The sequence below is a fragment of the Citrobacter sp. CtB7.12 genome, assembly GCF_001297795.1.
In the GTDB taxonomy this organism is placed as follows: domain Bacteria; phylum Pseudomonadota; class Gammaproteobacteria; order Enterobacterales; family Enterobacteriaceae; genus Citrobacter_A; species Citrobacter_A amalonaticus.
Genome location: NZ_LIFT01000013.1, coordinates 1 through 18,479, shown reverse-complemented (window position 1 = coordinate 18,479; position 18,479 = coordinate 1). Strand labels below are relative to the sequence as shown.

General features: G+C 55.0%; 17 protein-coding genes. 11 read left to right on the top strand and 6 right to left on the bottom strand.

The window, feature by feature from the left end; all coding sequences use genetic code 11:
• Nucleotides 1-65 precede the first annotated feature (65 nt).
• Nucleotides 66-740, bottom strand: coding sequence for a 6-hydroxyaminopurine reductase (gene yiiM, locus AOY24_RS16010; protein WP_042998904.1), 675 nt, complete (start codon nt 738-740; stop codon nt 66-68).
• Between the two features lie 153 nt (nt 741-893).
• Between yiiM and AOY24_RS16005 the strand changes: the two genes are divergently transcribed.
• The gene (locus tag AOY24_RS16005; RefSeq protein ID WP_044257454.1) at nt 894-1,784 is read left to right on the top strand and encodes a dihydrodipicolinate synthase family protein; all 891 of its coding nucleotides are present in this window, start codon (nt 894-896) and stop codon (nt 1,782-1,784) included.
• 85 nt (nt 1,785-1,869) lie between these two features.
• Here AOY24_RS16005 and kdgT read toward each other — a convergent pair whose 3' ends face one another.
• Nucleotides 1,870-2,853: a 2-keto-3-deoxygluconate transporter gene (gene kdgT / locus AOY24_RS16000; protein ID WP_042998902.1), complete on the bottom strand. Its 984-nt coding sequence runs from the start codon at nt 2,851-2,853 to the stop codon at nt 1,870-1,872.
• Nucleotides 2,854-3,046: 193 nt separating this feature from the next.
• Nucleotides 3,047-3,667: a superoxide dismutase [Mn] gene (sodA, locus tag AOY24_RS15995; protein ID WP_044257452.1), complete on the bottom strand. Its 621-nt coding sequence runs from the start codon at nt 3,665-3,667 to the stop codon at nt 3,047-3,049.
• Nucleotides 3,668-3,953: 286 nt separating this feature from the next.
• Here sodA and rhaT point away from each other — a divergent pair, with 286 nt between their 5' ends.
• Nucleotides 3,954-4,988, top strand: coding sequence for an L-rhamnose/proton symporter RhaT (gene rhaT, locus AOY24_RS15990; RefSeq protein ID WP_044328280.1), 1,035 nt, complete (start codon nt 3,954-3,956; stop codon nt 4,986-4,988).
• On the opposite strand, the gene rhaR is transcribed toward rhaT, so the two are convergent.
• Nucleotides 4,985-5,833, bottom strand: a complete 849-nt coding sequence (rhaR, locus tag AOY24_RS15985) for an HTH-type transcriptional activator RhaR (RefSeq protein WP_042998899.1) — start codon at nt 5,831-5,833, stop codon at nt 4,985-4,987. The two genes, rhaT and rhaR, sit on opposite strands and share 4 nt — an antisense overlap.
• A gap of 140 nt (nt 5,834-5,973) precedes the next feature.
• Nucleotides 5,974-6,810 carry an HTH-type transcriptional activator RhaS gene (rhaS, locus tag AOY24_RS15980; protein WP_042998898.1) on the bottom strand — a complete coding sequence of 279 codons (837 nt, stop codon included), beginning with the start codon at nt 6,808-6,810 and terminating at the stop codon, nt 5,974-5,976.
• 300 nt (nt 6,811-7,110) lie between these two features.
• Here rhaS (AOY24_RS15980) and rhaB point away from each other — a divergent pair, with 300 nt between their 5' ends.
• The 9 genes from rhaB (at nt 7,111) to rhaM (ending at nt 17,010) form a co-directional block, all read left to right on the top strand.
• A complete protein-coding gene (rhaB, locus tag AOY24_RS15975) occupies nt 7,111-8,580 on the top strand; it encodes a rhamnulokinase (protein ID WP_054176966.1) in 1,470 nt (489 codons plus the stop codon).
• Nucleotides 8,577-9,836 carry an L-rhamnose isomerase gene (gene rhaA / locus AOY24_RS15970; protein WP_044257446.1) on the top strand — a complete coding sequence of 420 codons (1,260 nt, stop codon included), beginning with the start codon at nt 8,577-8,579 and terminating at the stop codon, nt 9,834-9,836. Before rhaB ends, rhaA begins: the two co-directional genes overlap by 4 nt.
• Before the next feature lie 110 nt (nt 9,837-9,946).
• Nucleotides 9,947-10,774, top strand: a complete 828-nt coding sequence (gene rhaD / locus AOY24_RS15965) for a rhamnulose-1-phosphate aldolase (protein ID WP_054176965.1) — start codon at nt 9,947-9,949, stop codon at nt 10,772-10,774.
• A 99-nt stretch (nt 10,775-10,873) separates the two neighbouring features.
• On the top strand, nt 10,874-11,860 hold the full coding sequence (gene rhaS, locus AOY24_RS15960; RefSeq protein WP_042998894.1) for a rhamnose ABC transporter substrate-binding protein: 987 nt from the start codon (nt 10,874-10,876) through the stop codon (nt 11,858-11,860).
• Nucleotides 11,861-11,979: 119 nt separating this feature from the next.
• Nucleotides 11,980-13,485 carry a sugar ABC transporter ATP-binding protein gene (locus AOY24_RS15955; RefSeq protein ID WP_054176964.1) on the top strand — a complete coding sequence of 502 codons (1,506 nt, stop codon included), beginning with the start codon at nt 11,980-11,982 and terminating at the stop codon, nt 13,483-13,485.
• Nucleotides 13,485-14,489 carry an ABC transporter permease gene (locus AOY24_RS15950; protein WP_054176963.1) on the top strand — a complete coding sequence of 335 codons (1,005 nt, stop codon included), beginning with the start codon at nt 13,485-13,487 and terminating at the stop codon, nt 14,487-14,489. Before AOY24_RS15955 ends, AOY24_RS15950 begins: the two co-directional genes overlap by 1 nt.
• On the top strand, nt 14,486-15,490 hold the full coding sequence (locus AOY24_RS15945) for an ABC transporter permease (protein WP_042998891.1): 1,005 nt from the start codon (nt 14,486-14,488) through the stop codon (nt 15,488-15,490). The genes AOY24_RS15950 and AOY24_RS15945 overlap by 4 nt, the downstream gene beginning before the upstream one ends.
• A 60-nt stretch (nt 15,491-15,550) precedes the next feature.
• The gene (fucO, locus tag AOY24_RS15940; RefSeq protein WP_054176962.1) at nt 15,551-16,699 is read left to right on the top strand and encodes a lactaldehyde reductase; all 1,149 of its coding nucleotides are present in this window, start codon (nt 15,551-15,553) and stop codon (nt 16,697-16,699) included.
• Nucleotides 16,696-17,010, top strand: a complete 315-nt coding sequence (gene rhaM, locus AOY24_RS15935; RefSeq protein WP_042998889.1) for an L-rhamnose mutarotase — start codon at nt 16,696-16,698, stop codon at nt 17,008-17,010. The genes fucO and rhaM overlap by 4 nt, the downstream gene beginning before the upstream one ends.
• 54 nt (nt 17,011-17,064) lie before the next feature.
• Here rhaM and AOY24_RS25010 read toward each other — a convergent pair.
• Nucleotides 17,065-18,428 (bottom strand): IS3 family transposase gene (locus AOY24_RS25010; RefSeq protein ID WP_099433379.1). Its coding sequence is split into 2 segments (ribosomal slippage): nt 17,065-17,960 and nt 17,960-18,428, totalling 1,365 coding nucleotides; the frame shifts between segments, so codons are not numbered across the junction.
• Nucleotides 18,429-18,479: the final 51 nt, after the last annotated feature.

The window sequence follows — 18,479 nt, the reverse complement described above, 5'->3', positions numbered from 1 at the left end:
CACGAACGGTAGGTCGGATAAGCGTTGCGCCATCAGGCATTTTTTCCGTTGCCGGATAGCAGCGCTTATTTGCCCCACAAACGCCGGGATTGATCTTCGATTTTGCCGCTTAAACGGCGCTTTTGCATCGTTCGCGTCCAGCTCTTCGACAGCCCCGCCGCTGACAGTAAACGATGGTACTGTTCATCATCAAAAGGCATATGCCAGGCTATGGCGATCGCCTCCTGTACGCTGACGTCGCTAACGCGGGAAACCAGCTCCAGTGGCGCATCGGCTGACACCATGCCTGGCGCAATCACACTACACAGCCAGCCCGTTTTGCCGCAGTTCTGCATCAGGCTCGCCATATCGCTAATACCAAAGTGGAAATTAAGCTTAAAGCACGGTGAGCGCGGCTGTGTGACCTGAATCAGCGCTTCGCCCCAACGGAAAATATCGCCAATATAGACATTGTGTTCCGTCAGGCCATCGGTAGAGAGGTTCTCACCAAACGCCGGGGCCACGAATTGATCCGCCTGATCGGGGAACTCCCGCGCCCAGTACAGATAATGTTCGCGCGGATAATGGCACAGCGCACGATCGGGCCCGCCGTGGATTTTCGTTTCTGCCTGTTCATCACCTTCCAGACCCAGTTCCGTCAGCATCAGTTCGCCATCGACCTGAATTTTGCCAATTGCACTGGGGCGGCTTCCCGCGTAGTCCTGAATCTTGCCGCTGAACACGTCTACTGGATATCGCATCTGGCCCTCTCCCTGATCAATTTGCCTTATTTAACCACAATTATTTTACCTCAACCGCGCAAAATGAGAGCAAGGTTCACACGACGCGCAAATATCCATGCTATCAATGGATAGTGATTTTGAAACGGCATTTCATAATAAGGAGTCAACAACGTGACAGGTCAAACGCAGTTTGCTGGCGTCTGGTGCCCCTCCATTACGCCAATGGATCAGGATGGTAATATCGATCTCAACGGTCTGAGCCAACACCTTCAACGCCTCACTGACGCAAAAATCGACGTGATTTTGCTGATGGGCAGTATCGGAGAGTTCGCTTCCTTCACCCTTGACGAACGCCTGCTGTTGATTCGCGAGGCGCGCGGCATGAGCCCATTGAAGATGGTAGCTAACGTCTCCTCCACCTGCATCCACGATGTCTTGCGGATGGCGCAGGAAGCGTATCGCACAGGCTACGATGCAGTGATGGTTCTGCCACCCTATTACTACGGTCAAACGCCGAAGCAACTGCTGAGCTACTTCCGCCAGTTGGGGCAAAAGCTCAGCGGGAAATGGTTTGCCTACAACTTCCCGCCGCGCACCGGCAGCGACTTAACGCCGGATCTGGTTGCCCAGCTTGCCAGCGAGTTCCCGAACTTTGCCGGGATCAAAGATACTGTTGACTGTCAGTCGCATACCCGCAGAATGATCGAGGCAACGCAGGCCGTGCGTAACGACTTTGCCGTCCTTTCAGGCTATGACGAGTACTTCATTCCCAATCTGCTGGCTGGCGGCGCGGGGATTATCTCTGGGCTGAACAATGTGATGCCGGAGCTGTTTGTCAGCGCGCGTGAGGCGTTCAAGGCCGGTGACCTGGCGGCCCTTCGCGACATTCAGCAGAAAATTGGCGTATACATGTCGATTTATGCCATCGGCGAAGATTTCGTCACCACCATCAAGACGGTGGTATCGCGCAAGTTTGGCTATTGCACAGGGGTTTCACGCAATGCGGGCGGCGAGTTGAACGAACACGATTGCCGGACGATTGATGAGGTGTTTGGTCGTTAATAGACAAGGCCCGGTGAGATTCACCAGGCCTTTTTATGACGCAAAAACAAGCCGGATAAGCGTAGCGCCATCCGGCATTATTGTATTATTTCACTGCATTCTGGATGTCGACTGCCGCCACTTTTGCTTTGACCTTCTTCGACCAGATGGAGGTGATAATCGGCACCAGGATTGATGTCACAATCACCGAGGTGGCGACCAGCGAAGTTGCAGCCGGTGCCATCGGTTTAAACGCGGGCACCATTTCTGCAATCAGTACCGGCGTCGCCACTGCAGCTCCTGCTGAGCTGGACGCCGCAATCCCTGCTGTACCGTCGCCGCCGCCAATCAGTTTATCGGCAATTATCAGCGGAATACCGGTGACGATAATCACCGCCACACCCAACAGAATACCCAACAGACCGGTCTGTGCTATCACGCTCAGATCGATGGTGTTACCCAGCGCAAAGGCGAAGAAAGGGATCAGCGTCTGGACGGCTTTACTGAAGAATTCACGCAGTTCCGGGTCAAGGTTACCCAGCGTAAAGCCCACCAGGAAAGGCAGCACTGCGCCGACAAACACATGCGGTTCAAACGACGCAATCCCGGCCGTACCGAGGATGATCATCGTCATCAGCGGTCCTGACTCCAGCGACATCAGAACAAATGCCCCGGCCTCTTCTTTGGTGCCGTACTGTTGCATAATGGACGCATACAGCCCGCCGTTGGTCATGTCCATTGCCGCAACCAGCGCCAGTGTCGACAGCCCGGCAAAGAATCCTGCCTCCACGCCATGTTCAGGAATAATCCGCGAGGCAATCGCTGCCACTACCCACGCCACGGCAATTTTTGTCACCACCAGCGTCCCGGACTTACGCAGGACGGTACCCGTCGCGCTTAGCTTGATGGAGGCCCCCATGCAGAAGAACCACACGGCCAGAATAGGCACCGTGCCAGTGATCATCCCGTTGGTGAATGAGCCAAAATATTTCCCCGCGTCAGGAGAGAACGTGTGACACAACGCGCCCAGGAACAGAGGGACGAGCATCATGCCACCAGGGATTTTTTCTATCGTGCGTTTAATCTGCATTTCCATCACCTTCCGATGTAAAGATGTGTCAACGATAGACATTCAGCACAATAATAAAAGTGATCCCAACCACACAATAAAACAATGTTTCAATTTTTGTGGATCACTGTTTTTCACTCGATTTTGATCACAAAAAAACCCCACCGGCCACGCCGACGGGGTCATATAAACGCGATGTCTTGTTAAATAAGACTTATTTTTTTGCAGCGAAACGCGCAGCCGCTTCGTCCCAGTTCACCACGTTCCAGAACTCTTTGATGTAGTCCGGACGACGGTTCTGGAATTTCAGGTAGTAAGCGTGTTCCCACACGTCCAGGCCCACAATCGGGAAGCCAGACGCACCAGAAATCGCTTCACCCATCAGCGGGGAATCCTGGTTTGCGGTTGAAACGACCGCCAGCTTGTCGCCTTTCAGCACCAGCCAGGCCCAGCCGGAACCGAAACGGGTGGCGGCAGCTTTTTCGAATTCTGCTTTGAAGTTATCAACAGAGCCGAAATCACGTTCGATAGCCGCTTTCAGATCGCCCTGCAGGGTAGTGCCCTTTTTCAGGCCTTTCCAGAACAGGCTGTGGTTAGCGTGACCGCCCGCATTATTACGCAGAACGGTTTTCTTGTCGGCCGGTACCTGATCCAGTTTAGCGATCAGCTCTTCAGCAGACAGGTTAGCGAATTCAGGCAGACTTTCCAGCGCCGCGTTGGCGTTGTTTACATAGGTCTGGTGGTGTTTGGTATGGTGGATTTCCATCGTCTGCTTATCGAAGTGCGGTTCCAGCGCATCATAAGCGTACGGCAGGGATGGCAGTGTATAACTCATAATCATCTCCATTATTGTCGAGCGGCCGGGTGTTAACGCCGCGTAAGCAGTTGGTTCATTATAGTTAATTAAATGATATTGAAAATGATTATCAATGCCGTACTTTTACTAAGGTTATTACATTAACGTCTATTGCTGATTATGTGAGCCATATCACCCACTTAACCGGGTCTTTGCCAGAAAGGGAAAATCGCGGCAATCGGCAAAAGGTTATACATCTGCGCAATTTTTAAACTCATGACGTCGGAAGGCTAGAAACGACGATAAAAACAATGAGGATGATGTGATGAGTAACGCGATTACGATGGGTATTTTTTGGCATTTGATAGGTGCGGCCAGTGCAGCCTGTTTCTATGCCCCGTTCAAACAAGTGAAACAGTGGTCATGGGAAACCATGTGGTCGGTCGGTGGGATTGTCTCGTGGCTGATCCTCCCGTGGACCATCAGCGCCATGCTGCTGCCTGACTTCTGGGCCTACTACAGTTCATTCAGCCTTTCCACTCTACTGCCGGTGTTTCTGTTCGGCGCCATGTGGGGCATCGGCAATATCAACTACGGTCTGACCATGCGCTACCTCGGCATGTCGATGGGGATTGGCATTGCCATCGGCATTACGCTGATTGTCGGTACGCTGATGACCCCTATCATCAACGGCAATTTTGATGTGTTGATTAACACCGAAGGCGGGCGTATGACGCTGCTCGGGGTGCTGGTTGCGCTGATTGGCGTCGGGATCGTCACCCGCGCGGGCCAGCTCAAAGAGCGTAAAATGGGCATCAAAGCCGAAGAATTCAACCTGAAAAAAGGGCTGTTGCTGGCGGTAATGTGCGGCATTTTCTCCGCAGGCATGTCGTTTGCGATGAACGCGGCGAAGCCGATGCATGAAGCCGCCGCGGCGCTGGGTGTAGACCCGCTGTATGTCGCACTGCCAAGCTATGTAGTGATCATGGGCGGCGGCGCGTTGGTCAACCTGGGTTTCTGTTTTATTCGTCTGGCAAAAGTGAAAAACCTGTCGGTAAAAGCCGACTTTTCGCTGGCAAAATCGCTTATCATCACCAACGTGCTGCTGTCCGCGCTGGGTGGCCTGATGTGGTATTTGCAGTTCTTTTTCTACGCCTGGGGCCACGCGCGCATTCCGGCGCAATATGACTACATCAGTTGGATGCTGCACATGAGTTTCTACGTGCTGTGCGGTGGTATTGTCGGTCTGGTACTGAAAGAGTGGAACAACGCCGGGCGTCGTCCTGTCAGCGTCCTGAGTCTGGGATGTGTGGTGATCATCATCGCCGCCAACATTGTCGGTCTGGGTATGGCAAGCTAATCCGTTGAATTACTGAGATGACGCCACTGACTGGGCGTCATCCCGGTTTCCCGCGTAAACACCACAGAAAAGTAATTACTGTCTTCAAAGCCACACTTCATCGAAATCTCACCGATCATCAGACGGCTGTGCTGAAGTAAATATTGCGCATGACAGACGCGAACCTGGCGCTGATACTGGTTAATCGTCATTCCGGTCTGGCTACGAAACTGCTGGCGCAGCACGCGTTCACTGCACGCTTCCCGATCGCAGAAGACATCCAGCGCAAACGGACGCTCCAGACTGGCGGCCAGCGCGGTAATCAGTTTATCCAGCAGCGTTTCGCTGGAGGTCGCTGGCAGCGTGTCGGTCGCATAGCGATGACGCTTCAACGTCATCACCAGTTGGCCAAAGAGCAGCTCCGCCATGTCGTTGGCGATCGGATCGTGCTGGTTACTTTCATGCTCAAGCTGGCTTATCACCTGGCGCGCCTGCGTCATACCCACACTGCCCAGTCGCCAGTGCGGCTGTCGCGGTGTGCCGTTAAAACCCGGGATCGCGCTCTCCCAGCCCAGATTCAGCTTTAACCGCTCCGGGCAATAGATGATGTTTTGTAACACGAGATCGTTAACGGAGGTGTAAGAGTGCTTGTCTTCGGCGCGAATATAAAACAGATCGCCACGGGTGATGCGATAGGGACGGTCATTGAGCACATGCAGACCATTGCCGCGCCAGACGATCACCAGCTCACAAAAATCATGCGTATGTTCGGCAAACACATCCTGCGGATAGCGATCGGCGACAGCGACGGCCTGTCCGGCATTCGCAAAGAAGTCATCTTTTAGAAGAATCAGTTGATTCGCCACCTGAATATTCCTTGCCGGATGATGGCTTCGCCTTATCCGACCCGCAAATTACGTCAACACCCAGGCCGGATAAGATTTCCGGCATCACAGATCGATGATTATTAACATTCTGGCGGCGAAAAACGTTGATAGCATTCGCGTTACTGAAGTAACGCATCCCGTCCCTGGCGAATGTCGCGCGGCGACCAGTCAAATTCACGGCGAAACAGGGTCGAAAAGTGGTTACTGTCGCCAAAACCACAGCGATAGGCGATTTCTGTGACGCTTTCATCGCTATGACGCAACAGATGGCGGGCTTTGATTAAGCGCAGACGGTTAAGATAGCGCTGCGGCGTCAGCCCGGTCTGTTGTTTCAACTGGCGGTGCAGCGTGCGCAGGGAAAGCGAGAAGCGATCGGCCAACGCCTCCCAGCAGACCTCCTCCGCAAAATGATCTTCCAGCCAGGCCATCAACTGGTTCAGGCGCGCATCGTTATTGTCCGCCCCTTCCATCAGGCTACTTTTGCGCAACAGCACCAGCAGTTGCATAAACAGAATTTCACGATTGGCGACGCCGGGGAGATCGCTCTCATCGCCGTCCTGTTCCATTTTTGCCACCAGTTGGCGCACCTGTTGTAGCGCGCTCTGATTCACCCGCCAGTGAGAGGGATACACGCCATCCTGTTCCTGCGGCAGTAACTGATCTAACCCTGCCAGAAAGCGGAACGCATCGGGCGAACGGTAGAGCACATTGGTCAGGCAAAGATTGTCCGTATGCTCATACAAGTGCCGGTCATGGTCGCGGACAAAGCAAACCGTACCGCCGCTGATGGTATAGGGCTGTCCATTGAATACATGAATACCGGTGCCATGTTCCACAATCACAATCTCATGAAAATCATGATGATGCTCTGGAAAAGCGGACTGAGGTAAGCGGGGCTCAATGGCCACAGGCGCTTTACCTGATGGAAAAAAATCCACGCAGTGCAGTACGGTCATGATGGCATCCAGGTCAAATGAACATGTCAGAAATAGTAATTAAGGGTTAGCCACCTCACCTTAAATTTTTGACATAAAACCGAGCAAACAAGGTCAATTTTTCAAGAAAAGACGGGAAAGATCCGGAAATGCGGACGGCGTCACATCAGGGGAAATCGCGCCTATTACCGGAAACTGTGAACGTTATCACGTTCACCTTTGCTTTCTTGCCAACGGCCAATTTTGCCTGTCAGTAACAAGAAGGTGAGCCATGACGAGGTTTTTTAGACTGGGCTTAATGAAACTCAGAAGGACCTCACTATGACTTTTCGCCATTGTGTCGCTGTCGATCTTGGTGCCTCCAGCGGACGCGTAATGCTGGCGCGCTATGACAGTGAACATCGCACCCTGACGCTGCGTGAAATCCATCGCTTCGCGAACTGCCTGCAAAAGCAGGACGGTTTCGACACCTGGGATCTCGACAGTCTCGAAGACGCCATTCGCCTGGGGCTGGAAAAAGTCTGCGATGAAGGCATCCGCATTGACAGTATCGGTATTGATACCTGGGGCGTGGACTATGTCCTGATCGATAAACAAGGCCAACGCGTCGGGCTACCGGTTTCTTATCGTGACAGCCGCACCACAGGCGTAATGCAACGCGCACAGGAACAGCTCGGTAAAACCACTATTTATCAACGCAGCGGGATCCAGTTTCTGCCGTTCAACACGCTCTACCAGCTGCGTGCGCTGGTTGAACAGCAGCCGGAGTGGGTTTCGCAGGTCGCACATGCCTTGCTGATCCCCGACTACTTCAGCTTTCGTCTGACCGGGGAGTTGAACTGGGAATACACCAACGCTACCACCACGCAACTGGTAAACATCAACAGCGATGACTGGGATGAGACGCTGCTGGCATGGACGGGGGCAGACAACGCCTGGTTTGGTCACCCGACGCATCCGGGCAACGTGATTGGTTACTGGATTTGCCCGCAGAAGAATCAGATCCCCGTGGTGGCCGTCGCCAGTCACGACACCGCCAGCGCGGTGATCGCCTCGCCGCTGGCTGATAAACACAGTGCGTATCTCTCCTCCGGCACCTGGTCGTTAATGGGCTTTGAAAGCCGAACGCCTTACACCAACGACGCCGCGCTGGCGGCGAACATCACCAATGAAGGCGGCGCGGAAGGGCGTTATCGGGTACTGAAAAATATCATGGGTCTGTGGCTGCTGCAGCGCGTGCTGAAAGAGCGCCAGGTGGACGACCTGTCCGCGCTGATTGCCGCCACGCACGCATTGCCCGCCTGCCGTTTTCTGATCAACCCGAATGACGATCGCTTTATCAACCCCGGCAACATGAGCGCTGAAATTCAGGCCGCCTGTCGCGAGTCCGGACTGCCGGTGCCTGATAGCGATGCAGAACTGGCGCGCTGTATTTTCGACAGTCTGGCGCTGCTGTACGCCGATGTGTTGCAAGAACTGGCGACGCTGCGCGGCGAGACCTTCAGCCAGTTGCACATTGTCGGCGGTGGCTGCCAGAACGCCCTGCTGAACCAACTGTGCGCCGATGCCTGCGGTATTCGCGTCATGGCTGGGCCTGTTGAAGCCTCTACGCTCGGCAACATCGGTATCCAGTTGATGACGCTGGATGAACTCAACAACGTCGATGACTTCCGTCAGGTGGTCACCGCTAATTACAACCTGACGACGTTTACCCCCAATCCTGACAGTGAGATTGCCCGCTATGTGACGCAATTTCATTCAAAACGACAGACAAAGGAGCTTTGCGCATGACCACTCAACTGGAACAAGCCTGGGAACTGGCGAAACAACGCTTCGCCGCAGTAGGTATTGATGTCGAGGAGGCGCTGCGCCAGCTCGATCGTCTGCCGGTCTCAATGCACTGCTGGCAGGGCGATGATGTAGCCGGTTTCGAAAACCCGGAAGGATCGCTCACCGGCGGTATTCAGGCCACCGGTAACTACCCGGGTAAAGCGCGTAATGCCCATGAGCTACGCGCCGATCTGGAGCAGGCGCTCAGCCTGATCCCTGGGCCTAAACGCCTGAACCTGCATGCCATCTATCTGGAATCCGATACCCCGGTCGCCCGTGACAAAATCAAACCGGAACACTTTAAAAACTGGGTAGAGTGGGCAAAAGCGCATCAACTTGGTCTGGATTTCAACCCGTCCTGCTTCTCGCATCCGCTGAGCGCTGACGGCTTCACGCTGGCGCATGCCGACGACACAATCCGCCAGTTCTGGATCGACCACTGCAAGGCCAGCCGCCGCGTATCCGCCTACTTTGGCGAGCAACTGGGCACGCCGTCGGTGATGAATATCTGGATCCCGGACGGCATGAAAGATGTCACCGTAGACCGCCTGGCCCCGCGTCAGCGTCTGATGGACGCGCTGGACGAAGTCATCAGTGAAAAACTGAACCCGGCGCACCATATCGACGCTGTTGAAAGCAAACTCTTTGGCATCGGCGCAGAAAGCTACACCGTCGGCTCCAACGAGTTCTACATGGGATATGCCACCAGCCGCCAGACCGCGCTGTGCCTTGATGCGGGCCACTTCCATCCGACAGAAGTGATCTCCGACAAAATCTCCGCCGCCATGCTGTATGTGCCGCATCTGCTGCTGCACGTGAGCCGCCCGGTGCGTTGGGACAGTGACCACGTGGTACTGCTGGATGATGAAACCCAGGCGATTGCCAGCGAGATCGTACGCCACAACCTGTTCGACCGCGTCCACATCGGTCTCGACTTCTTCGACGCCTCCATCAACCGCATCGCGGCATGGGTCATCGGTACCCGCAATATGAAAAAAGCGCTGCTGCGCGCCCTGCTGGAACCCACCGAACATCTGCGCCAACTGGAAGCCAGTGGCGATTACACCGCACGCCTGGCATTGCTGGAAGAGCAAAAATCGCTGCCGTGGCAGGCGGTATGGGAAATGTATTGCCAGCGTCATGACACACCCGCTGGCAGCCAGTGGCTCGAGAGCGTTCGCGCCTATGAGAAAGAGATTTTGAGCAAACGCGGTTAACACATTATTGCCGGATGGCGCTGCGCTTATCCGGCCTACTGACACATTCAACATCGCAGGCCCGATAGGCGCAGTGCCATCGGGCATTGACTAAAACAGGTAGACCTTTTATGCAAAATATTCTCGACGCCTGGTTTGTCCAGGGGATGATTAAAGCCACCTCCGACGCCTGGCTGAAAGGCTGGGACGAGCGCAATGGCGGCAACCTGACGCTGCGTCTCGATGACGCGGATATTGCCCCTTTCAGCGCCGATTTCCATCCTGCGCCACGCTACATTGCCCTGAGCCAGCCAATGCCGCTGTTGGCGAACACGCCGTTTATCGTGACCGGCTCTGGTAAATTCTTCCGCAACGTACAACTCGATCCCGCCGCCAATTTGGGCATCGTGAAAGTGGACAGCGACGGAGCGGGCTACCACATTCTATGGGGGCTGACGAACGAGGCGGTGCCCACCTCTGAGTTGCCGGCACACTTCCTGTCGCACTGCGAACGTATCCAGACCACGCAAGGTAAAGATCGCGTGATCATGCACTGCCACGCCACCAACCTGATCGCCCTGACCTACGTGCTGGAAAACAGCACCGCGCTTTTTACCCGCAAACTGTGGGAAGGCAGTACTGAGTGTCTGGTGGTCTTCCCGGATGGCGTGGGCATTCTGCCATGGATGGTGCCGGGCACCGATGAAATCGGCCAGGCCACCGCGCAGGAAATGCAGAAACATTCGCTGGTGTTGTGGCCGTTCCACGGCGTATTCGGCAGCGGCTCGACGCTGGATGAAACGTTTGGACTGATCGATACCGCCGAGAAGTCCGCCGAAGTGTTAGTCAAAGTGCTGTCGATGGGCGGTATGAAGCAAACCATCAGCCGCGAAGAACTGATCGCGCTGGGTAAACGCTTTGGCGTCACCCCGCTCGCCAGTGCATTAGAACTGTATTGATAACAACATCGCGCCCCGCTCACTGAGACGGGGCGAACTCTGTCACCTGCAAATCCAAACCATTCCCCATGGGAATCAACATGATGTGGAGTAAAAGCAATGAATATAAAGACAAGCTTGATCCTCACCGTTGCCGCTCTGGCGTTGTCCGGTTCCGCTTTAGCTGAAGTAAAAATCGCCCTGGTGGCGAAATCGTTAGGTAATGGATTTTTCGAAGCGGCAAACGTCGGCGCTCAGGAAGCCGCCAAAGAGATCGGTGATGTCAAAGTAATCTACACCGGTCCCACCACGACTACCGCTGAAGCGCAGATCGAAGTATTGAATGGGCTGATCGCCCAGGGTGTTGATGCGATCGCCATCTCTGCCAACGATCCCGATGCCGTTGTACCCGTCCTGAAGAAAGCGATGCAGCGTGGTATCAAAGTCGTGTCATGGGATTCCGGCGTCGCGCCTGCGGGGCGGCAGATCCACCTTAACCCGTCAAATAATGCCCTGATCGGCGAAACCAACGTCAAACTCGCCGCCGATGCGCTGAAGGCGTTGAACGTGGAGAAAGGCGATGTGGCGATCCTGAGCGCCACGCCAACGTCGACCAACCAGAATATCTGGATTGCGGAGATGAAAAAGGTGCTTCCGCAGTATCCGTCTATCAACCTGGTGACCGTGGCTTATGGCGACGATCTCTCAGACAAGAGCTACCGCGAAGCAGTAGGGCTGCTCAAATCTTACCCGGATCTGAAAGTGATCGTCTCCCCGTCTTCCGTCGGCATTGTCGCCGCGGCGCAGGCAGTGAAGGATCAGGGCAAAATTGGCAAAGTGTATGTGACGGGTCTCGGCTTGCCATCCGAAATGGCGGGCGCGGTGAAGTCAGGCGCGTCGAAAAGTTTTGCGATCTGGAATCCTATCGATCTGGGCTATGCGGCGACGTATCTGGCGGACGATCTGGTTAAAGGCACCGCCAGCAAAACCGAAGCCAATATGGGGAAACTGGGTAAAGTGCAACTGGATGCCGACGGCAATGGGGCGATGGCTAAGCCATTCGTCTACGATGCCAGCAACATTGATAAGTTCTCAAAAATCTTCTGATCCCTGGGTCACGCCGCCGGGTGACGTTGTGCTTATCCGGCCTGCGGGTACCGATACGTTTTGTAGGCCGGATAAGCGTTAGCGCCATCCGGCAACACTACATGAAGAGGAGAACCGACATGTCCACCCCTTTATTGCAACTTCATGGGATCACCAAGATATTCCCCGGCGTGCGCGCCCTTGAGAACGTGCAGCTCGATCTCTGGCCAGGCAAAGTGACCGCGCTGGTGGGCGAAAACGGCGCGGGGAAGTCCACGCTGGTCAAAGTCATGACCGGCATCTATCAGCCTGATGAGGGGGAAATCCTCTACAAAGCTATTCCTGTTCAGCTCCCGACGCCGGAAGCGGCGCATAAAGTCGGCATCACCGCGATTCATCAGGAAACGGTGCTGTTCGATGAGCTGTCGGTGACTGAGAATATTTTTGTCGGCCAATACCTGTATAAAGGCTTTTTCAAAAAGCTCGACTGGCCAGAAATGCACCGTCGGGCGCAGGCGATCCTCACCCGCCTTGAGGTGCAGATCGATCCGCGCGCCACGCTGAAAACCCTGAGCATCGCCCAGCGCCATATGGTGGCCATTGCCCGTGCGCTTTCCTTTGAGGCCCAGGTGGTGATTCTCGATGAACCGACCGCCGCACTGTCGCAACACGAAATTCTGGAGTTCTATCAAATCGTTGAGCGCCTGAAGCAGGAAGGCAAAGCGATTCTGTTTATCTCCCACAAGTTCGATGAAATCTTTGAGCTGGCGGATCACTACACCATTCTACGCGACGGCGTATTCGTCAGTTCCGGCGACATCCATGAGATTAGCGAAGAGCGGATGGTCGCCATGATGGTAGGACGCGCGATTACCCAGACTTTCCCGAAAGTGGCCTGCGAGAAAGGCGAGACGGTACTGGAGGTGAAAGATCTCTGCCATCCCACTGAATTTGCCCACATTGATTTCACTCTGAGAAAAGGGGAGATCCTCGGTTTCTACGGGCTGGTGGGGGCAGGACGGACCGAATTGATGCAGGCGCTGTCCGGTGTATCCCGGCCTTCTCACGGTGAAATCCGTCTCAACGGACGGGCCATTCATTTTCATCAGCCTGCCGATGCGATTCGCGCTGGTATTGTCTACGTGCCGGAAGAACGACAAAAACAGGGGGCAATCATTGAAATGAGTATCGCCGAGAACATCAGCCTGCCGCAGTTGAGTAAGCTGAATCCGCGTGGCGTGCTCAATGCGGCGCGAGAGTGGCAACTGGCGGACAGCTATGCTAAACGCCTGCAGGTCAAAGCGTTTAGCTGGCGTCAGGCGGTCGAAACGCTTTCCGGCGGCAATCAGCAAAAGGTGGTGATCGGTAAATGGCTCGCCACCCATCCTGAAGTGATTATTCTCGACGAACCGACCAAAGGCATCGATATCGGCTCAAAAGCGGCGGTGCACCAGTTTATGTCCGAACTGGTGGCGCAAGGGCTGGCGGTGATCATGGTCTCCTCTGAACTCCCGGAAGTGATGGGCATGGCAGACAGAATTATCGTCATGCACGAAGGGCTGATGGTCGCGCAATACCGCGCCGGTGAAGCCACAGCGGAGGCCATTGTCAGCGCCGCCAGCGGCATCAATAAGGAGGCAGCATAATGATTCAGCGCCTGCTCAAACACCGCGAAGCCCTGCTGGCAGCGGTTATTCTCCTGATGATCGCCGCCATCGGCAGTCGCGTCCCGTCGTTTGTCTCTCCTGGCAATCTGGCCGAAATCTTCAATGACACCTCGATTCTGCTCATCCTCGCGCTCGGGCAAATGATGGTACTACTGACCAAAGGTATCGATCTGTCGATGGCCGCCAATCTGGCGCTCACCGGGATGATCGTCGCCCTGCTCAACTTCCAGCATCCTGAGATCCCCGTCTGGGCGTTGATATTACTGGCAACCGCCTGCGGTCTGGTGATGGGAATGATCAACGGTCTGCTGGTCTGGAAATTAGGTATCCCGGCGATAGTGGTCACGCTCGGTACCATGAGCATTTATCGCGGCATTATCTTTTTGCTGTCGAACGGCGGCTGGATTAACTCGCATCAGATGAGCGACAGCTTCCTCGCCCTTCCTCGTTTTGCTCTGCTTGGCCTGCCGGTACTGAGCTGGTGCGCCATCGCCGCCGTTATCGTAGTCAGCTACTTCCTGCGCTACAGCCGCACAGGACGAGCGCTGTACACCGCAGGCGGGAATGCCACTGCGGCGTATTACACCGGGATCAATGCCGGGAAAATGCAGTTCATCAGCTTCTGCCTGTCGGGTGCCCTCGCCGGTTTCTGCGGCTACCTGTGGATTTCCCGATTCGCTGTTGCCTATGTCGATGTAGCTAACGGTTTTGAGTTACAGGTTGTGGCAGCCTGTGTGATTGGGGGTATCAGTACAATGGGAGGAATCGGTCGCGTTCTCGGTTGCCTGTGTGGCGCATTGTTCCTTGGCGTGATCAATAACGCATTGCCCGTCATTGGCATCTCACCCTTCTGGCAGATGGCTATTTCCGGCGCGGTGATCGTGATTGCCGTTCTGCTCAACGAACGCAGCAATAAACACAAAGGCCGGTTAATTCTGCGCAACGCAGCGCTGGCACGGCAAAAACAGGCGGTGAACTCATGAATAAAGTGATGACGTCTGAAGCGATCGAACGCGCCCCCGATACGCGCGCGGTCTGGCAACGCCTGTTGTGCTGGGAGGGTTTTCTGTTCGCCGTCACCCTGGCGGTATTTATCGTCAACGCGCTGGCCTCGCCGTACTTCCTTAATATCTGGAATCTCTCCGACGCAACGTTCAACTTCACCGAAAAAGCGATCATCGTGCTGCCCATGGCGATGCTGATTATCGCCCGGGAAATTGATCTCTCGGTGGCGTCAACTCTGGCGCTGAGTTCGACGGCCATGGGGTTCTGCGCGGCAGCGGGAATGGATACGCCCCTGCTGGTCTGCGTCGGGCTGGGAACCGGACTCTTGTGCGGGCTGCTGAACGGCATCCTGGTGACGCGGTTTAATCTCTCATCCATCGTGATCACCATCGGCACCATGAGTTTGTATCGAGGCATAACCTACATTTTACTCGGCGATCAGGCGCTGAATGCTTACCCGGAAAGCTTTACGTGGTTTGGTCAGGGCTACGTCTGGGGCGCGCTGTCGTTCGAGTTTGCTCTGTTTATCGTACTGGCGATCGTGTTCACCTTCCTGCTGCACAAAACGAACTTTGGTCGCCGCACCTACGCCATCGGTAATAACCCGGTGGGCGCGTGGTACTCCGGCATTAACGTGAAACGTCACAACCTGATTTTATTCGCTCTGGTCGGACTCATGGCGGGACTGGCCGCCGTGTTGCTCACCTCCAGACTCGGCAGTACGCGTCCCACCATCGCGATGGGCTGGGAGCTGGCCGTGGTAACAATGGCGGTGCTGGGTGGCGTCAATATTCTCGGCGGCTCCGGCAGCATGACTGGCGTCATCATCGCAGCGTTCCTGATGGGGCTGGTGACCTTCGGCCTGAGCCTGCTCAACGTGCCGGGCATCGTGATGTCGATCATTATCGGCGCGATGCTGATCGTGGTGATCTCGCTGCCGATTCTTACCCGCCGAATGATGCAACGACGACGAATCTGAATCCCTCCGGCGACATGGAGTTTTGCCGCCGGAAATATCATCACTTTAAGGAGAAACAACATGAGCTTTATGCTGGCACTTCCGAAAATCAGTCTGCACGGCGCGGGCGCGATTGGCGATATGGTGAACCTCGTAGCGAATAAGCAATGGGGAAAAGCGCTGATCGTCACCGACGGTCAACTGGTTAAGCTGGGCCTGCTCGACAGTCTGTTTGTGGCGCTGGATGAGCACAAAATGTCGTACCACCTGTTCGATGAGGTGTTCCCGAACCCGACCGAAGCGCTGGTGCAAAAAGGCTACGCGGCTTATCAGGACGCGAACTGTGATTACCTCATCGCCTTTGGCGGCGGCAGCCCGATCGATACCGCTAAAGCCGTGAAAATCCTCACCGCGAACCCGGGGCCTTCCACCGCTTACTCCGGCGTGGGGAAAGTGAAAAACCCAGGCGTACCGCTGGTTGCCATTAACACCACTGCCGGAACCGCTGCCGAGATGACCAGCAACGCCGTGATCATCGACTCCGGACGCCAGGTGAAAGAGGTTATCATCGATCCGAACATTATCCCGGATATCGCCGTGGACGATGCCAGCGTGATGCTGGAAATCCCGGCCTCCGTGACGGCAGCAACCGGTATGGACGCGCTGACCCACGCGGTGGAAGCATATGTTTCTGTTGGTGCACACCCGCTGACTGACGCCAATGCGCTGGAAGCGATTCGCCTGATCAACCTGTGGCTGCCAAAAGCGGTCGATGATGGCCACAACCTGGAAGCGCGCGAGCAAATGGCGTTTGGTCAGTATCTGGCGGGGATGGCGTTCAACAGCGCCGGCCTGGGGCTGGTTCACGCCCTGGCGCACCAGCCGGGCGCCACGCATAACCTGCCGCACGGCGTTTGTAACGCCATCCTGCTGCCGATTATCGAAAACTTTAACCGCCCGAACGCAGTGGCGCGTTTTGCCCACATCGCGCAGGCGATGGGTGTCGATACCCGTGGTATGAGCGATGAAGCAGCAAGTATGGAAGCGATCAACGCCATCCGCGCATTAAGCAAACGTGTCGGTATTCCGGCTGGTTTCAGCCAGCTTGGCGTCACTAAAGAGGATATCGAAGGCTGGCTGGACAAAGCGCTGGCGGATCCTTGTGCGCCGTGTAACCCGCGGACTGCAAGCCGTGACGAAGTACGCGAGCTGTATCTGGAGGCATTATGATCCGCAAAGCGTTCGTGATGCAGGTGAATGCCGACGCACATGAGGAGTACCAGCGTCGGCATAATCCCATCTGGCCGGAGCTGGAAGCTGTGCTGAAAGCGCACGGGGCGCATCATTACGCGATCTATCTCGATGCGCCGCGTAATTTGCTGTTTGCGACCGTAGAGATTGAGTCCGAAGAACGCTGGAACGCCGTTGCCAACACTGACGTTTGTCAGCGCTGGTGGAAGCATATGCGCGACGTCATGCCCGCAAATCCGGATAACAGCCCGGTGAGCGCAGAGCTGAAAAACGTGTTTTATCTGGAGTAATCGATGAGCCCGGTAGACCTCGTGGACTGACCCCATAAATCTGGACAGTTTATATTAAGCGGCCTTCAGAGCCTGGGCCCGGTACTCTACCGGACTCAGGCCTTTTAGTTTCAGGCTTATCCGCTCGTTGTTGTAGTAACGGATATAATCCTCTATCGCCTTCCTCAGTTCGCTGATATTGCTGAACTGACTCAGGTAAAAACACTCCGATTTCAGCGTCCCGAAGAAGTTTTCCATCACGGCATTATCCAGACAGTTTCCTTTTCGGGACATACTTTGCGTCATGCCCTGCGCCTTTAACTTTGCCTGATAGCCTGCCATCCGATATTGCCAGCCCTGATCTGTGTGCAGCAAGGGGGCGTCGTCTGGTCCGAGCTTTAAGAACGCATCCCGCAGCATGGTATTAACCATCTCCATCACCGGCCTTTCCGACAGGCTGTAGGAGATTATTTCCCGGTTAAAAAGATCGAGTACCGGCGACAGGTACAGCTTTTTACCCTGCAGCGAGAACTCTGTAACATCCGTAACCCATTTTTCATTGGCTTTTGATGCACTGAAGTTCCTGCTCAGGATATTGGGGGCTGCCTTGCCTGTTTCCCCCTTCCATGAGCGGTATTTCTTCGCCCTTATCAGAGACCGGAGCGACAGCTCTGTCATCAGCCGCTGCACGGTTTTATGGTTCACCAGCAGACCCTGCTTTCTCAGCGAAAGCGTGATCCTGCGGTAGCCATAACGGCCTTTGTGCCAGGCGTATATCTCACGGATTTTATCTTTCAGCCCGGCATGCCTGTCCACCTGCTTCAGGGCATTCATATTGTAATACCATGTACTGCGGGACATGCCTGCCGCGCGCAGGAGGTCTCGCAGAGCGTGCTTATGCCTCAGTTCACTGATTATCAGGGCTTGCTGCCGTTTTTTTCGCTCTGAACCAAGGCCTTCAACTTTTTTAGATAGGCATTCTCTGCCCGCAGGTAACGGAGTTCAGCCCGGAGTTCTTCGGGGGAGAGTTTTTCCAGTTCTTTATCTGTAGGGGATGGGGGGATTTTTTGTTTTGTCATTTTTCCAGGCCGTCCGCGTTGAATGTTTAGCAGTCCTTCCGCTCCGGCATCGTTGTACACGCAGACCCAGTGTCGGACAAGCGTTTCTGCAGAGAGATTAAACCGGGCAGCTGCTTCACGCATCGTCAGGTGGTCACGGATAACCGCCCGGACGACGACGAGTTTAAATTCAGCTGAATGATGTTTATTTTTCCCTGACAGCCCTTCCATACCGTGGAGTTGCCACGCCCTGACCCAGCGACGGACGGAAGTTCTTTCAACACCAAAACGGTCGGCTGTACGCTCTTCTCCGTCTTTTCCGGACAAATAATGATTAACCACAGCCAGTTTTGTTTCAGGGGAATATTTTGGCTTTGCCATAAAAAACTGCACCTTACTCAGTTGAGTGTCCAACTTTTGGGGTGCAGTCCA

Coding starts and splice junctions, on each gene's coding strand:
- sodA (WP_044257452.1), bottom strand. CDS start 3,667: ATGAGTTATACACTGCCATCCCTGCCGTACGCTTATGATGCGCTGGAA.
- AOY24_RS15950 (WP_054176963.1), top strand. CDS start 13,485: ATGATTCAGCGCCTGCTCAAACACCGCGAAGCCCTGCTGGCAGCGGTT.
- fucO (WP_054176962.1), top strand. CDS start 15,551: ATGAGCTTTATGCTGGCACTTCCGAAAATCAGTCTGCACGGCGCGGGC.
- rhaB (WP_054176966.1), top strand. CDS start 7,111: ATGACTTTTCGCCATTGTGTCGCTGTCGATCTTGGTGCCTCCAGCGGA.
- rhaS (WP_042998894.1), top strand. CDS start 10,874: ATGAATATAAAGACAAGCTTGATCCTCACCGTTGCCGCTCTGGCGTTG.
- rhaD (WP_054176965.1), top strand. CDS start 9,947: ATGCAAAATATTCTCGACGCCTGGTTTGTCCAGGGGATGATTAAAGCC.
- AOY24_RS15945 (WP_042998891.1), top strand. CDS start 14,486: ATGAATAAAGTGATGACGTCTGAAGCGATCGAACGCGCCCCCGATACG.
- kdgT (WP_042998902.1), bottom strand. CDS start 2,853: ATGCAGATTAAACGCACGATAGAAAAAATCCCTGGTGGCATGATGCTC.
- rhaA (WP_044257446.1), top strand. CDS start 8,577: ATGACCACTCAACTGGAACAAGCCTGGGAACTGGCGAAACAACGCTTC.
- yiiM (WP_042998904.1), bottom strand. CDS start 740: ATGCGATATCCAGTAGACGTGTTCAGCGGCAAGATTCAGGACTACGCG.
- rhaS (WP_042998898.1), bottom strand. CDS start 6,810: ATGACCGTACTGCACTGCGTGGATTTTTTTCCATCAGGTAAAGCGCCT.
- rhaM (WP_042998889.1), top strand. CDS start 16,696: ATGATCCGCAAAGCGTTCGTGATGCAGGTGAATGCCGACGCACATGAG.
- AOY24_RS15955 (WP_054176964.1), top strand. CDS start 11,980: ATGTCCACCCCTTTATTGCAACTTCATGGGATCACCAAGATATTCCCC.
- rhaT (WP_044328280.1), top strand. CDS start 3,954: ATGAGTAACGCGATTACGATGGGTATTTTTTGGCATTTGATAGGTGCG.